14 protein-coding genes are annotated in these 14,391 nt (G+C 62.4%); 8 read left to right on the plus strand and 6 right to left on the minus strand.

The genetic code is table 11. From position 1 onward, the window contains the following. The 3 genes from Q7T10_RS05020 to Q7T10_RS05030 all read right to left on the minus strand — a co-directional run bounded on the left by Q7T10_RS05020 (position 1) and on the right by Q7T10_RS05030 (position 1,863). Complete coding sequence (locus Q7T10_RS05020) at positions 1-429, minus strand: organic hydroperoxide resistance protein (protein ID WP_304746602.1); 429 nt, start codon at positions 427-429, stop codon at positions 1-3. Positions 430-510: 81 nt separating this feature from the next. Further along, a complete protein-coding gene (locus tag Q7T10_RS05025; protein WP_304746604.1) occupies positions 511-966 on the minus strand; it encodes a MarR family winged helix-turn-helix transcriptional regulator in 456 nt (151 codons plus the stop codon). 87 nt (positions 967-1,053) lie between these two features. Next, a complete protein-coding gene (locus tag Q7T10_RS05030) occupies positions 1,054-1,863 on the minus strand; it encodes a crotonase/enoyl-CoA hydratase family protein (protein WP_304746606.1) in 810 nt (269 codons plus the stop codon). A 166-nt stretch (positions 1,864-2,029) separates the two neighbouring features. Between Q7T10_RS05030 and Q7T10_RS05035 the strand changes: the two genes are divergently transcribed. Continuing rightward, positions 2,030-3,622 (plus strand): GMC family oxidoreductase, encoded by a 1,593-nt coding sequence (locus tag Q7T10_RS05035; RefSeq protein ID WP_304746608.1) that lies wholly within the window; start codon positions 2,030-2,032, stop codon positions 3,620-3,622. Between the two features lie 219 nt (positions 3,623-3,841). Continuing rightward, positions 3,842-4,582, plus strand: coding sequence for a hemerythrin domain-containing protein (locus Q7T10_RS05040; protein ID WP_304746610.1), 741 nt, complete (start codon positions 3,842-3,844; stop codon positions 4,580-4,582). A gap of 4 nt (positions 4,583-4,586) precedes the next feature. On the opposite strand, the gene Q7T10_RS05045 is transcribed toward Q7T10_RS05040, so the two are convergent. Together Q7T10_RS05045 and Q7T10_RS05050 are read right to left on the minus strand one after the other, a co-directional pair. After that, positions 4,587-5,933 (minus strand): GAF domain-containing protein, encoded by a 1,347-nt coding sequence (locus tag Q7T10_RS05045; RefSeq protein ID WP_304746612.1) that lies wholly within the window; start codon positions 5,931-5,933, stop codon positions 4,587-4,589. Further along, positions 5,930-6,439 carry a pyridoxamine 5'-phosphate oxidase family protein gene (locus Q7T10_RS05050; RefSeq protein WP_304746614.1) on the minus strand — a complete coding sequence of 170 codons (510 nt, stop codon included), beginning with the start codon at positions 6,437-6,439 and terminating at the stop codon, positions 5,930-5,932. Before Q7T10_RS05050 ends, Q7T10_RS05045 begins: the two co-directional genes overlap by 4 nt. Before the next feature lie 337 nt (positions 6,440-6,776). Here Q7T10_RS05050 and Q7T10_RS05055 point away from each other — a divergent pair, with 337 nt between their 5' ends. After that, positions 6,777-7,778, plus strand: a complete 1,002-nt coding sequence (locus tag Q7T10_RS05055; protein WP_304746617.1) for a PHB depolymerase family esterase — start codon at positions 6,777-6,779, stop codon at positions 7,776-7,778. Here Q7T10_RS05055 and Q7T10_RS05060 read toward each other — a convergent pair. Continuing rightward, positions 7,775-8,512, minus strand: a complete 738-nt coding sequence (locus Q7T10_RS05060) for a Crp/Fnr family transcriptional regulator (RefSeq protein ID WP_304746619.1) — start codon at positions 8,510-8,512, stop codon at positions 7,775-7,777. The two genes, Q7T10_RS05055 and Q7T10_RS05060, sit on opposite strands and share 4 nt — an antisense overlap. 215 nt (positions 8,513-8,727) lie before the next feature. On the opposite strand from Q7T10_RS05060, the gene Q7T10_RS05065 reads away from it, so the two are divergent. From Q7T10_RS05065 to Q7T10_RS05085, 5 genes are all read left to right on the plus strand, one after another. Beyond that, positions 8,728-9,789: a GGDEF domain-containing protein gene (locus tag Q7T10_RS05065; protein WP_304746621.1), complete on the plus strand. Its 1,062-nt coding sequence runs from the start codon at positions 8,728-8,730 to the stop codon at positions 9,787-9,789. Between the two features lie 13 nt (positions 9,790-9,802). Further along, positions 9,803-10,540 carry a Crp/Fnr family transcriptional regulator gene (locus Q7T10_RS05070; protein ID WP_304746623.1) on the plus strand — a complete coding sequence of 246 codons (738 nt, stop codon included), beginning with the start codon at positions 9,803-9,805 and terminating at the stop codon, positions 10,538-10,540. 82 nt (positions 10,541-10,622) lie between these two features. Beyond that, positions 10,623-11,738, plus strand: a complete 1,116-nt coding sequence (locus Q7T10_RS05075; protein ID WP_304746625.1) for a phosphoserine transaminase — start codon at positions 10,623-10,625, stop codon at positions 11,736-11,738. A 49-nt stretch (positions 11,739-11,787) separates the two neighbouring features. Further along, positions 11,788-12,960 (plus strand): phosphoglycerate dehydrogenase, encoded by a 1,173-nt coding sequence (locus Q7T10_RS05080; RefSeq protein ID WP_304746627.1) that lies wholly within the window; start codon positions 11,788-11,790, stop codon positions 12,958-12,960. A 62-nt stretch (positions 12,961-13,022) separates the two neighbouring features. Further along, positions 13,023-14,372, plus strand: a complete 1,350-nt coding sequence (locus Q7T10_RS05085) for an NAD(P)/FAD-dependent oxidoreductase (RefSeq protein ID WP_304746629.1) — start codon at positions 13,023-13,025, stop codon at positions 14,370-14,372. Positions 14,373-14,391 lie beyond the last annotated feature (19 nt).

The following is a 14,391-nucleotide window of genomic DNA, read 5'->3' on the forward strand; positions in this document are numbered from 1 at the left end:
TTACGCCAGCGTAAGAGTCACTTCAATGTTGCCGCGCGTCGCGTTGGAGTAGGGGCAAACTTCGTGTGCCTTGCTGATCAGGGCCTGGGCGACTTCACGGTCCATGCCCGGCAGGTTCACCACCATTTGCACCTCAATGCCGAAGCCCGCAGGAATCTGGCCAATGCCCACTGTGGCATTGATGGACGCATCGGCGGGCATGGCGATCTTTTGCGCACCGGCGACGAATTTCATGGCTCCAATGAAGCAGGCGCTGTAGCCCGCCGCAAACAGCTGCTCGGGGTTGACGCCACCGCCCGCGCCGCCCATTTCCTTGGGCACCGTGAGCTTGAGGTCCAGCAATCCATCCGATGTTTTGGTGGTGCCGTCCCGACCGCCGGTGGAAGTGGCGTGGGCTTGGTAGATGACTTTTTCGACTTTGGTGACCATGGTGGTTCCTGAAAATAATGCTTCTTGAATTGAAGCGGTTGAGAAGAGAACGGTTGAGGGGATCAAGAGATCCGTGCGGCTTCAGACAGCCAAGTGGCGGCGCAGGGCCTGAACCTTTTGGGTGAGTGCCATCAGGTCAGGGATAGGACAGTGGGTGGCGCTGACCACGCAGCCCGGCACCCTGGCGGCCCGCGCCTTGAGCTTGCGGCCCACGGCGGTCAGGGATATATGCACCCGACGCTCGTCCTGCTTCGATCGGGTGCGTGCCAGCAGATCGGCCGCCTCCATGCGCTTGAGCAACGGCGTCAGCGTGCCGGAGTCCAGAAACAGGCGCTCGCCGAGTTCCGACACGGACACATCATCCTGCTCCCACAGCACCAGCATCACCAGGTACTGCGGGTAGGTGAGCCCCAGGGCTTCGAGCAGCGGCTTGTAGAGCTTGGTCATGGCCAGCGACGTGGAATACAGCGCAAAACACAACTGGTTGTCCAGCAGCAGGGCGGGATTGGGTTGGGAGGCTGGGTTTGGCGTTGACATGGCGTTAATGTATCACGCAATTAAATTGCGTGCAATTTAATTGCGTAAACCAGAAGATGCCGGCCACTGATTCGAGCTTGAAAAAAGTCAGCGCCCCGTAAACCGGGCGGCGCGCTTCTCGAGAAACGAGTTCACCCCCTCAGCCGCGTCGTCGCTGTTCGACAGCCTTTGCTGTACATCGATGAAGTCATGCATCGCCACCAGCGGGCCATGCTCGATGGCTTTGAGCACATTCAGCCGTGTCGCCACGACGGCCAGCGGCGCCTGCGCGGCAATCAGGTCCGCCAGGCGCAGCGCTTCGGCCAACTCGTCACCGGCGGGCACCACCTTCTGCACGAAGTTCAGACGCAGCGCCTCGGCGCTGCCAAACTCATCGCCGGTCAACAGGTGCAGCATGGCATTGCCCTGCCCTGCCCGCTCGGCCATGCGCAGCGTGGCGCCACCGGTGGCCATGATGCCGCGCTTTACCTCCAGCTGGGAAAACCGGCAGTCGTCGGCCGCGACCACGATATCGGCGGCCAGCATCAACTCGATGCCCAGTGTGTAGGTGATTCCCTTGACCGCCGCCACCATGGGCTTGGTACGGCGCCGATAGCCCGGCAAACCCAGATTGAGCGGGTCCACCAGGCCCAGCGGAATGGCCTTTTCGCCGCGGCGCATCAGGGGCGCAATGGTGGGCAGATCCAGCCCCGCCGTGAAGTGCGCGCCAAAAGCGTGAAGCACGCCGACGCGCAGTTCGGGGTCGTCGTCCAGTCGGGTATAGGCCTCGCCGAGTTCACGGAACATGGCGGGCGTAAAGCCATTGAGTTTGGCCGGGCGATTCATGCCGATCAGCAGCACATGGCCGCGCCGCTCGCAGGTGATACAACCTTCAAAAGGAACCGGAGTGTCATTCATGTTTGTCTTTCCTCAATGCGTACCGAGTTGGAAATCGTATCGTGATCTGCCGTCGTTCGTTCGTGCGTCGCCCCGGTGACAACCCTGTACATGCCTTCCCGGGTTTGCGGTAGCGTACATTTCCGACACACCGCCAGACGATCACCAAAGTGCCCTGGAGACACACATGTTTGACTACATCATCATCGGCGCAGGCTCGGCCGGCTGCGTGCTGGCCGCCCGGCTGAGCGAGAACCCTGACGTCACGGTGGCGCTGCTGGAAGCTGGCCCCGCCGACAGCAGCGTGCTGATTCACTGCCCGGCGGGGCTGGCCCTGATCGCCAAGAATGGCCAGGCCAACTGGAAATTTGACACCGTGCCGCAACCGGGCCTCAATGGCCGTCAGGGCTACCAACCCCGCGGCAAGGTGCTGGGTGGCTCCAGTTCGGTGAACGCCATGATCTACGCCCGCGGGCACCGCGCTGACTACGACCACTGGGCGGCCGAAGGCAACCCCGGCTGGGGGTATGAAGATGTGCTGCCCTACTTCAAACGCGCCGAGCACAACGAGCGCGGTGCCGACGCCTTTCACGGCACCGGCGGCCCACTCAATGTGATGGATTTGCGCAGCCCCAACCGCTTTGGCCCGGTGTTTGTGGAGGCCGGGCAACGGGCCGGCTTTGCCCGCAACCCCGACTTCAACGGCGCGGACCAGGAAGGGGTGGGCATGTTCCAGGTGACGCACAAAAATGGCGAACGCTTCAGCGCAGCCAAGGCCTACCTGACGCCCAACCGCTCCCGCCCCAATCTGCGCGTGTTCACCGGTGCCCACACCACCCGCATCCTGCTGGAGCGCAAGCGCGCGGTGGGGGTGGAATTCCATCACGAGGGCGAGGTGAAGCAGCTCAAAGCCAAACGAGAGGTCCTGCTGTGCGCGGGCGCCTTGCAGTCACCCCAGATCCTCATGCTGTCCGGCATTGGTCCGCATGACCACCTGCTGAAAAACGGCATTGCCACCCTGCACGACCTGCCCGGCGTGGGGCAAAACCTGCACGACCACGTCGATGTGGTGCTGGTGGCAGAGGCCCCGCAGGCGAAAGATTTGTTTGGCCTGTCACTGCCCGGCATGGTGCGCGCCATCAAGGGCATTTTCGAATGGCGCAAGTTGCGCAGCGGCATGCTCACCACCAATTTTGCCGAAGCGGGCGGCTTCATCAAGAGCCAGGCCAGCGAGCCCATCCCGGACCTGCAACTGCACTTTGTCATCGGCATGCTGGTCAACCACGGCCGCACCACCACCTTTGGCCACGGTTACTCCTGCCACGTGTGCCTGCTGCGCCCACGCAGCCGCGGCAGCGTCAGGCTGGACAGCAAGGACCCGCTGGCACCACCATTGATCGACCCCAATTTTCTGGGTGTGCGGGACGACATGGACCGCCTGATGCGCGGCTTCAAGCTGATGCGCCACATTCTGTCGCAGCCCGCACTGGCGACCATTCACGGCAAGGAACTGCCCGCCTCAGCAGCCGCGCAGAGCGACGCCCAGATCGAGCACTTCATCCGCGACCACGCCGACACCATCTACCACCCGGTCGGCAGTTGCCGCATGGGCAATGGCCCGCTGGACGTGGTGGATGCGCGCTTGTGTGTGCGCGGCATCGACGCCCTGCGCGTGGTGGACGCGTCCATCATGCCGCGTATCGTGGGCGGCAACACCAATGCGCCCGTGATCATGATTGCCGAGAAGGCGGCGGACATGATCAAGGCGGCGCAATACTGAGCCGTTTGAATCTGCAACAGAGCAAAAACGTGGGCAGTCATTGGCTCCCTGAGCGCGTGCCTTTGCTGTTTAAGATATTTTTAGGAAAACGGTAAGCAATTCTTAGCAGCGGCGCGGGTGGCATTTTTTTAGACTTCTTTTCAGGTTGACGGCACATGGGGTGTCGTCCGCCTCGAAACCACCGCCGGGCCTGCACCAGGCCGGGAAAAGAAGGAAACCATGAAAATTGACCCTAAAGAAATGACTGAACTGATGGCTGCGCAGGCCACTCCACGCCTGGATATCTATGTGGGTATTCACAAGGCGCTGCGGGCCTGCATGGCCGATGCACTGCTGAGCGCGGGGCGAATGGACCCCGACGATGAAAATGACGTCGCCCAGGTTAGCCAGCGTGTACTCGCACTGCTGGACTTTTGCGCAGCACACCTGCAGCACGAAAACGAGTTCATTCACACCGCCATCGAGGCCCGCGCTCCAGGCGGCAGTGCAGCTGTGACACATGAACACCAGGAACACGAGCAGACCATCACCGAACTCAGGGAGATGGTGGCAGAGCTGAACGGTCGACCCGGGACGGCACGCGCGTCTGCCGCGTTGGATCTTTACCGGCGGCTGGCTCTGTTCGTCGCCCATAACTTCCAGCACATGCACACGGAGGAGACCGCCCTCAGCGCCGTTCTCTGGTCACGCTACACCGATGCCGAACTGGAAAGCATCCACCAGGCGCTGGTCAGCTCAATTCCACCGGACGAGCTGATGCGCGAAGTGAGGTGGATCGTGCCCTTCATGAACCCGGCCGAGCGCACCGCAATGCTCTCCGACATGCAACGCCATGCGCCGGCGCCGGCTTTTGCCGCCGTCATCGACATGGTTCGACCGCACCTCAAAGACCCCGAGTGGCTCAAGCTGGCTCGCAGCCTGGCTTTGCCGCCGGTGCCGGGACTGGTTGGCTACCAGTAAAGCCTCAGGCGGGAATTTCAGCCAACTGCACCGGGCGATTCACCGACAGCCGAAAACGCCCCCGGCCGGTCTTTTCGATCCGGATGTGCAGACTGTGCTCAACCAGGCGGCGCTGCAGCAAAAGCAGGCGCGCCTCCAGGTTGTCCGTGACATCAGGCAGGTGAATGGAAGGATCCAGCCGCAACTCTCGATTGGAAAACTCGGTGCGGCCGTGCTGAGCGTAGTCAGTCAGCAACTTCCAGAAGATCGCGCCAGCCACACCCTTCACCAGATACGTGTCGTTGATGAAGACGCTGTCGTTGGCGTTGTAGCGGCGCAGCTGCAGAGGGATGCCGGGTGCGGACACTGCCGATGGCCCGACCGCCAGGGCGACCTCGGCCACGTCGCTCGTCGCCTGCAGCAAATCAATGGCCGCACCCAGATGGCCAGCCACGGCGACCAGCACGTCTTCGTCTTCAAAGCTGAACTGCAGGTCGTCAGGGCTTTCGACAAACAGGACCCCCAGCAAACGCCCGGCCGACATGATGGGGACGGCAAGCTGGCTGTGCGGCTCGCTCAGACCGGGGTAAGGAATGTCCACATCCAGCGGGAGTCCGGGGCTGTCGGCCCGCAGGCTGCTGCGCACCGCCCGGCTGTAGAGGTAGGCGCTGGTCACATGCATGATGCGCACCGGTGTGCGCTCGCGCGCCGCCACGCCAATCACACCGTCGCCCATGTCGATCTCCGAACCCACTCCCGACGTGGCATACCCGCAACTGGCCACGGTGTACAGGCGCTGGGTGACGGGGTCGAGCATCAGCACCATGGCATGACGCACCGCCATGAAATCAGTCAGTGTGGCCAGCGCCGCATTCAACAATTCGTCCAGGGCCGTGCAGTTCGACAACCGCTCGCTGCAGCGACGCACGACGCCGAGCATGCCGCAGCGCGCTGGCGGCGCGGGCAGCGGCTCACCTTCCAGGGCTTCAATGGCCTCCACTTCGTAGACGTCGGAGCCCCGCAACCGAAACACACTGGCCATCCCACTGTGCGACGCAATGCCCGCCAGTTGCGCCTTCATGCCTTCAAATAGCGGGCCCTCAGTTTCGGTACGCAGGTAACGGATACCGAGCCGGAAAAACTCCGCCGTGACCGGGTGCAGCACCAGCACGCTGGCATACGGGTTGGCCAGTATGTTCTGGCGCGTCTTGTTGAAGAACTGGAAGGACAGGGCCACGTGACGCTCATCCACGTAATACACCTGAGAAATATAGGCCACATTGGGCGTGCCATCGGCGGCGCAGGTGGCCATCATTGCCGGAATGGCCCCTTCCAGACAGGGCCGGATGGCGCCCAGCGCCGGGCCGCTCATTCAGCACTCCCGGTGGCAGCCGCAGACAGGGAAGCACCGGCCCTGGGGCCTGGCGTCTGGTCAAACGCCTGTGCAGGCTCGAAGCTGATGGCCACAAGGTCATCGAGCTGGCAGGCCAGCATGGCCCGCGTGAAAGCGTGGCCAAAGCCCACCTCGCTGATCTTCTCCTGCATCGCGGCCAGGTAACGTTGCAGCAGCGGCTGGTCCGATGGCAACGCACTGCGGGTGAGCACGCTGGCGGCCTTGACCTGCACGGTGCGGTGGCTGGATGGCTCGCTGAACACCACGGCAATGCGCCCGTTGGCGGCCACGTCCTGCAGCAGCTGGCGGGACTGCCGGCGCGACAGGTACACCGTGATCGACCGGCCGTCTGGCGTGATGGTGCTGCCGACCGCCCGCATGATGCTGGGGCGCAGCGCGGCATCGCATGAGCTGACGATAGCGGACACGCCCCCATCCACCAAGGCAATCAGGTCCGGCGACAGCAGGGAAGACGGCGGGCTCATAAGGGCGAAGTATAAAAGCAGCCACCCAGTCGTGAAACCGCACCCCTGAGCCGGCCCTCATCATGGCTGAGACGGCGGTGGACATGATCCATGCAGCACAGATTTGATGAAACCACAGGGTGCCAGCGCACATAAAAGGGCATTATCAAAGGCGGTTTGAATCAGCAAGGTCTGGACTAGACTTGTTCTGATTCACAGGGACTACAGCAGGCTGTCGCCGCTGGTCCATCGACCCTCAAAGACCCGCAGCACCAGGTCCGGACTGACACTGAAAGACATGGCAAGGCGCCAAGCAAACCCTTTTTTGAGTCGCTCATTCCAGCGCACACTGAGCGCGATGACGCGCACCGCTGTGCGCGCCGGCTCCAAGGCGCTCAAGCAGACGCTACGTGCTGCGCCGAGCGCGCGCAAATCCACCCTGGCGAAGCGGACACCCGCCGCAGGAACGAGCTGGAGCGCAGGCGTTGCCGTCGGCGCAGCAGGCGCGCGACGCTACTGGCTCTTCAAGCCGCCTGGCGTGCGGCGCACCGAGCGTCTGCCGCTGGTGGTCATGCTGCACGGCTGCGGCCAGGACGCCCAGGCGCTGGCCGCGAGCAGCCAGATGAACCGGATTGCCGCTCGCGAGCGTTTCTTCGTGCTCTATCCGGAGCAGGACCGCCTCTCCAACGGGCAAGGCTGCTGGAACTGGTACGACACGCGCACGGGCCGGGCCCAGCGCGAGGCCGACACGATTGACGCCGCGATCAGTCACGTTCGCCTGCTGCAACCGGTGGACCCGGAACGCATCGCGCTGGCTGGTCTTTCGGCGGGCGCCGGGATGGCCGCGCTGCTGGCGACACGCCATCCGGAGCGCTATCAGGCCATCGCCATGCACTCGGGCGTCGCACCGGGCGCCGCGCATTCTTCGGCGACGGCGCTCAGTGCGATGCGCGGACGCCGGGCCGCCAGCGTGCCGCTTGTGCCCCTGGCGACCGGTGCGCACCTGCCCGCGCTGCTGGTGATCCAGGGCAGCGCCGACCACGTCGTCGCGCCCAGCAACGGTGCCGCGGTAGCACGCTTGTGGGCCGCCCGGGAGGGCGCGCAACCGCGTGCGCCGCGTACCGTTCAACGCGGCGCACGCTACGCCGCCACGATTACCGACTACCGAACGCGCGACCGGCTGGTCGCGACCCTGTGCGAAGTCAACGGGCTAGGTCATGCGTGGAGTGGCGGCGCCGCCGGGCAGGCGTACAGCGATCCGAAAGGCCCGGACGCGTCGCGCATGATCTGGGCCTTCGTCGCCCGGCAATTCGCACTTGGCCGGGCTCCGGCCCGGATGCCTGACCCGCCAGCCGCCTAAACCAGCGGACGCTGCGGCGGACGGCCATCGCCGTACAAGTCCGCCAGGCGCGCGAGCGCCTTGACGTCACGCATGTACAGCCGCCCATCACTGATGCGGTGCAGGCCGCGCTGCTCCAGCTTGCGCAGCGTCTTGTTGGTATGGACGAGCGAGAGGCCCAAACCGTCAGCAACGTGCTGTTGCGTCAGCGGGAATGGCACACCCGAGGTGCCACCATCTGCCTGCAGCGCCGCGGCGCGCTTGAAAAGCAGGATCAATAGCGTTGCGATGCGCTCTTCCGCGTTTCGCCGCCCGACGGACAGCAATGTGTCGTCGACGAGAGACTCCTCGTGCGCGGTCAGCCAGGTAATGTTGAACCCCATTGAAGGCGACTGCCGGTGCAGCTCCCACAAGGAATCACGCTGGAAGACGCACAACACAGCCTCGGTCAGCGTCATCACGCCATGGGCAGCCGCGTCGCCCATTTTTTGCTGGACACCAATGAAGTCGCCCGCGAGCAGGAAACTCAGAATCTGGCGGCGCCCGTCGCTCAGGGTCTTGAAGCGAAAGGCCCAGCCACTGAGCAGCGTGTAGAGCGGGGCATCGGTCTGACCCTCGTGGATCAGCGTTTCGCCCGCGCCCATGCTGAGCTCGCGTCGTTTCAGCGACTGCACCAGAGCGAGTTCCTCGGGGCTATGCGCGATGTACAGCGGAAGGGCCCTGAGAGGGCACTCGCTGCAGCGAACTTCGGTCATCGAATTTTCCTTTCTGTTGTACGAAAACCATACATGCATCGCAGCATGTCTTTTCACACAAGGGGCATGGAACGGCACGCTTACATTGCAGTCCGGTGTCCTGCCCGGCGCGCTGTAGCCATGTTATCAGTTGAAGTCAGCGCGTTGCGTCGGGTGCCGGGCGGGCCTCCCCCTGGGGGGCCTATCCATCAATCTATTCCAGCAAGGACGCCGACATGTTCCGACTCGCTCCCGCACACGCCTCCGTGGCCGTGAACCTGACGCATACAGCGCGGACGATGGCAAATTCCGTCAGCCCTTTCCCGGAGTTGAAATCTCGCTGTATGGAGGCCCGCAGTGCCGCCGTCGACAGGCCCTGGGCCCACGCCCAGTTCGATGACGTCGGCGTCGCCGGCCGCGTGACGCCGCTTGCGCGCGAACCGCTGCCACCCCAGGCATCCGATGTCGCCATCGAGGATTGGGACGCCCTCTTCTGCGCCGTCAAAGAGCGACTGCGGCTGAGCGTTGGCGACCACCTCGGGGCAACACCCGGGAGCCAGCCACAGGAAACAGCGGACAGGGTCCGCACAAGCGTGCTGGAATGCGTCGAGGCATTGGACCAGCTCCACAAAACCCAACAACAGGAACTCAGCCGGCGCCAGCGACTGGAACTGGAGATTTTTGACACGCGAACCGCTCTGGTGCAATCCCGTGCAGAACTTGCCGGTACGCAGGTCCAGGAAAAGCGTGCACGGCACCTGGCTCAGCATGACAGCCTGACCTCACTGCCAAATCGGGGCCTCTTCGGCGAGCGACTCAATCAGGCATTGGCCGACGCCAACCGCCCGCGCCAGTCGCTCGCCGTGCTGTACCTTGACCTTGATGGCTTCAAGCCGGTCAATGACACCTACGGGCACGCCATTGGCGACGAGCTGCTCCAGATTGTCGCGGGCCGGTTGACCCAGACGCTGCGTTGCGAAGACGTGGTGAGTCGCCTGGGAGGTGACGAGTTCGCGTGTCTGCTGTGGGATTTTCCCAATCAGGAGCAACTGCGCCATCTGGCCTGCAAGTTGTTCGACGCCGTGTCGGCGCCCGTCAAGATCGGGCCACTCAAGCTCACTGTGCGCCCCAGTATCGGCATCGCGATATGTCCCGCTGATGGCGCGACCGCCGAGTCACTGCTCAAGAACGCCGATGCAGCGATGTACCGCGCCAAGCGGCAGCAGATCGGCCATGCCTTCTATGAGGCGAGTGCCGACGCGTGGGCCCACGAAGTCGAAGAACTGTCAAATTCATAGGCCTCTGTATCGTATGTCTTCATTCCACCATCCAAATCAGAATCAGCTTCTCGCCGCGCTGGCTGCGGCGGAATACGAGCCCCGGACTGCCGGGCTGGAGCTGGTCCCGCTGGCACTCGGTCAAATGCTCTATGCGCCCGGCGGCCGGTTGCAGCACGCCTATTTTCCAACCACGGCCATCGTGTCCCTGCACTATGTCACGGAGTCTGGTGCCTCAGCCGAAATCGCAGGGGTAGGCAATGAAGGCATGGTCGGCATTTCACTGTTCATGGGCGGCGACACCACCTCCAGCTCAGCGGTGGTCCAGACCGCCGGACACGCTTATCGCCTGGAGCACCGGACGCTGCAGCAGGAATTCCATCGCGGTGGCTTGATGCAGCGTTTGCTGCTGCGTTACACCCAGGCGCTGATGACACAGATATCCCAGACTGCGGTCTGCAACCGGCACCATTCGGTGCAGCAGCAACTATGCCGCTGGCTCCTGTTGACCCTGGACCGGGTTCCCTCGCATGAGTTGGTCATGACGCAGGAACTGGTAGCCAGCATGCTCGGCGTGCGACGCGAAAGCGTGACGGAGGCCGCCGGGAAGCTGCAGCGCGCAGGCTTCATCAGTTACCGGCGCGGCCACATTGCCGTGATTGATCGACCCAAGCTGGAGACTCACGCCTGCGAATGCTATGCCGTGGTCAAGAAGGAACTGGGCCGCCTTCTATCCGATGCGCACCACAGCCAGGACGGATTGCTACAATGATTTTTCGCCTGGAGACTGCTCGCCTGCGCTGCGCAAGCACTCCTCCAGTCCCGTCTCATTTGCTCTCTGGAAGCGAGTCCCCATGCAACCCACGGTCAAACCCAAAAATCCCAATTTCTCTTCCGGCCCGTGCGCCAAACGCCCCGGTTACAACGTGGCGGACTTGCAGCTCGACACCTTGGGGCGCTCGCACCGCTCCGCATTGGGCAAGAAGGCCCTGGGCCTGTGCTGTTCGGAGACCGCACGCATTCTGGGCTTGCCTGAAGGCTACCGGGTCGCGGTGGTGGCGGGCTCGGACACCGGCGCGGTCGAAATGGCGCTGTGGTCCCTGCTCGGGCCACGCGGCGTGGATGTGCTGGCCTGGGAATCGTTCGGCTCGGGCTGGGTAACGGACATCGTCAAGCAACTCAAGCTGCCCAATGTGACGAAGCTGGAAGCCGGCTACGGCGACATCACCGATTTCTCAAAGGTCAACTTCGATCACGACGTGGTGTTCACCTGGAATGGCACCACCTCTGGCGTCAAAGTGCCCAACGGTGACTGGATTCCTGCCAATCGTGCCGGCCTGACCATATGCGACGCCACCTCCGCCGTGTTCGCCATGGAACTGCCTTGGGACAAGCTGGACGTCATCACCTACTCCTGGCAAAAAGTGCTGGGCGGCGAAGGTGCGCATGGCATGCTGATTCTCAGCCCGCGCGCGGTGCAGCGACTGGAAAGCTATACCCCGCCCTGGCCCATGCCCAAGCTGTTTCGCATGACCTCCGGCGGCAAGCTGACCGAAGGACTGTTCAAGGGCGAGACCATCAACACGCCGTCCATGCTGTGCGTGTCCGACTATCTGGACGCACTGGCCTGGGTGGAGCGCATTGGTGGCGTCCAGGCCACCATGGCGCGAAGTGAAGCCAACTTGAAGGTGATCTCTGACTTTGTCGCGGCCAACGACTGGATTTCCTTCCTGGCCAAAGACCCCGCCACGCGCTCCAACACCAGCGTCTGTTTGACCTTGAAGCTCGGTGACGACCAGGTCAAGCAGGTGGTGAAGCTGCTCGACACCGAAGGCGTGGCCTGCGACATTGGCGCCTACAAGGATGCACCGGCTGGCATTCGCATCTGGTGTGGCGCCACCGTGGAGGCGACTGACCTTCAAGCCCTGATGCCTTGGCTGAGCTGGGCCTACCACAAGGTCAGCGCCTGACCTGAGCTTGTCCGTCCTGCCCCGCCTGCTCTTCTGGAAAGCACTGTCCATGTACAAAGTCAAGACTTACAACCAGATCTCGGTCAAGGGCCTGGAGCGGTTTGCGCGCCAGTCCTATGAGGTAGGCAGCGACATGACGCACCCGGACGCGTACCTGCTGCGCAGCCAGAAACTGCATGGCGAGCCGGTGCCCCCGTCCCTGGTGGCGGTGGCACGCGCGGGAGCCGGTGTCAACAACGTGCCAGTCGTCGACTATGGCAAACAGGGCATCGTGGTCTTCAACACGCCCGGCGCCAACGCGAACGCCGTGAAAGAACTGGTCATGGCCGGCATGTTGCTGGCCACGCGCGGCATCCTGGCCGGCATCGACTATGTGCAGTCGCTCACCAGCATGACCGACGCCGCCGAAATGTCGCAACTGCTGGAGAAAGAAAAAGCCCGCTTCGCCGGCGGCGAGATCAAGGGCAAGACGCTGGGCATTGTGGGCCTGGGTGCGATTGGCTCGATGGTCGCGGACATGGCCCTGGCCTTGGGCATGAAGGTCGTGGGCTTCGATCCGGCCCTCTCCATTGACGCGGCCTGGCGCCTGTCCAACGAGGTCACACGCATGGAAAATCTGCCGGCGCTGCTGGCGCGCTCGGACTACATCTCGTTGCATGTGCCGGCCATGGACGCCACGCGCCACATGATCAACGCCGACGCACTGGCCGGTGTCAAGCAAGGCGCCGTCCTGCTCAACTTTGCCCGCGAGACGATCGTGGACTCCGCCGCCGTGCTGCACAGCCTGGATGGCGGCAGACTGGGCCGTTACGTGTGCGACTTCCCCGAGCCGGCCCTGTTGGGCCATGCCAGGGTGATTGCGATGCCACACATTGGCGCCAGTACCGAGGAGTCCGAGGAAAACTGTGCCGTGATGGCAGCCGACCAGCTGAAGGATTACCTGGAAAACGGCAACATCACGAACTCGGTGAATTTCCCCAACGTCAGCATGGGACGCACGCCCGGCACCACACGCATCACGTTCTCCAACGACAACGTCTCAGGTGTGCTGGGCCACGTGCTGTCGGTACTGGCAGACAACCAGGTCAATGTGATCGACATGGTGAACAAGAGCCGTGGCGAACTGGCTTACAACATCATCGACGTCGAAACCCCGCCGGGTGAAGCTGTGGTCAAGGGGATTCAGGCTATCGACCACGTGATTCGCGTCCGGGTGATCTGACTGCCTCTGGCTGACTCACCCCCGAAACCGCTGGCAAATTCGCCCGAGGGAGTCGCTCAAGAATGCATACCAATAACAACATGATGCCTCCACTCATAAAACCATCCGAATGCGATGTTCTTGTCATAGGCGGAGGGCCCGCTGGCTCCACTGCCGCCACGTTACTGGCGGAGCGTGGCTACAAGGTCACCTTGCTGGAAAAAGCCCATCACCCGCGGTTTCATATTGGTGAATCTCTGTTGCCCGCAAATTTGCCTTTGCTGGAGAAGTTGGGAGTCGCCGATGCTGTGCGCGCAATTGGCATGGAGAAATGGGGCGCTCGATTCGTGTCACCTGTGCATGCGCATGAGCAGACGATTGAGTTTGCTGATGCGTGGGATAAATCAATGCCCATGTCCTACCAGGTTCGACGGTCTGAGTTCGACGAGATATTGATTCGCAATGCGGCCCAAAAGAACGCAAATGTCATCGAAGGCTGCCAGGTCAAGGAAGTGGTTTTCCTGTCGGACTCAAAGGGTGCACTGGTGCAGGCGCGCCACGACGACGGACGGCTGGAGTCCTGGAACACCCGCTTTGTGCTTGACGCGTCCGGACGCGACACCTTTCTCGGCAATCGCCTTAAAATAAAAAATAGCAGCAAGAAACACAACAGCACGGCCATTTACGCGCACTTTACCGGTGCCAAGCGAGATGCTGGAAAACAAGAAGGCGACATCACGATTTTCTGGTTTGCGCATGGTTGGTTCTGGTTTATTCCGCTGACGGATGGTTTAACCAGCATCGGTGCCGTGACCTGGCCGTATTACCTGAAAACACGGGCTCAAAAGCCACTGGATGAATTCTTTGAAGAAACCATCGCCCTGTGCCCACAACTGGCGCAACGCCTCGAAGACGCGCGGATGCAAACTGCGGCGGAGGCGACGGGCAATTTCTCCTACGCGTGCGAGCGCACCCATGGCGATAACTATCTGCTGCTTGGCGATGCATTTGCGTTTATCGATCCGGTCTTTTCATCCGGTGTGATGTTGGCGATGCAAAATGCTTTTGATGGCGCCGATACGGTGGACACTTGCCTGCGCCATCCCGACCAGGCGGCAGCGGCTTTGAAGAAGTTTGATCAGCGCCTGCGCCACGGACCCAAAATTTTTTCCTGGTTTATCTATCGCGTGACCAATCCCACCATGCGCGATATGTTCATGAATCCGGCCAATCCATTTCGAGTCAAAGAAGCCTTGCTCTCCGTGTTGGCAGGTGACGTCTACGGCACCACACCCACGCGGCGTTCAATCGTGATCTTCAAGATAATCTACTATCTCGGCTCCCTGTTCACGCTGAAACGCACCTTCCTGGCCTGGAAGATGCGCAGGCGCAATATCAGACCGGTTGACGGGGCGGTAGCGACCGTGCGCTGATGGGGAAGAAACTCGCCTG

This window comes from Rhodoferax sp. (assembly GCF_030646845.1).
GTDB lineage: Bacteria > Pseudomonadota > Gammaproteobacteria > Burkholderiales > Burkholderiaceae_C > Rhodoferax.

Bases quoted from the DNA above. Each gene is read 5' to 3' on its own strand.
- Q7T10_RS05025 (WP_304746604.1), bottom strand. From the start codon at position 966: ATGTCAACGCCAAACCCAGCCTCCCAACCCAATCCCGCCCTGCTGCTG.
- Q7T10_RS05085 (WP_304746629.1), top strand. From the start codon at position 13,023: ATGCATACCAATAACAACATGATGCCTCCACTCATAAAACCATCCGAA.
- Q7T10_RS05070 (WP_304746623.1), top strand. From the start codon at position 9,803: ATGTCTTCATTCCACCATCCAAATCAGAATCAGCTTCTCGCCGCGCTG.
- Q7T10_RS05055 (WP_304746617.1), top strand. From the start codon at position 6,777: ATGACGCGCACCGCTGTGCGCGCCGGCTCCAAGGCGCTCAAGCAGACG.
- Q7T10_RS05075 (WP_304746625.1), top strand. From the start codon at position 10,623: ATGCAACCCACGGTCAAACCCAAAAATCCCAATTTCTCTTCCGGCCCG.
- Q7T10_RS05030 (WP_304746606.1), bottom strand. From the start codon at position 1,863: ATGAATGACACTCCGGTTCCTTTTGAAGGTTGTATCACCTGCGAGCGG.
- Q7T10_RS05020 (WP_304746602.1), bottom strand. From the start codon at position 429: ATGGTCACCAAAGTCGAAAAAGTCATCTACCAAGCCCACGCCACTTCC.
- Q7T10_RS05060 (WP_304746619.1), bottom strand. From the start codon at position 8,512: ATGACCGAAGTTCGCTGCAGCGAGTGCCCTCTCAGGGCCCTTCCGCTG.
- Q7T10_RS05035 (WP_304746608.1), top strand. From the start codon at position 2,030: ATGTTTGACTACATCATCATCGGCGCAGGCTCGGCCGGCTGCGTGCTG.
- Q7T10_RS05045 (WP_304746612.1), bottom strand. From the start codon at position 5,933: ATGAGCGGCCCGGCGCTGGGCGCCATCCGGCCCTGTCTGGAAGGGGCC.
- Q7T10_RS05065 (WP_304746621.1), top strand. From the start codon at position 8,728: ATGTTCCGACTCGCTCCCGCACACGCCTCCGTGGCCGTGAACCTGACG.
- Q7T10_RS05080 (WP_304746627.1), top strand. From the start codon at position 11,788: ATGTACAAAGTCAAGACTTACAACCAGATCTCGGTCAAGGGCCTGGAG.
- Q7T10_RS05050 (WP_304746614.1), bottom strand. From the start codon at position 6,439: ATGAGCCCGCCGTCTTCCCTGCTGTCGCCGGACCTGATTGCCTTGGTG.
- Q7T10_RS05040 (WP_304746610.1), top strand. From the start codon at position 3,842: ATGAAAATTGACCCTAAAGAAATGACTGAACTGATGGCTGCGCAGGCC.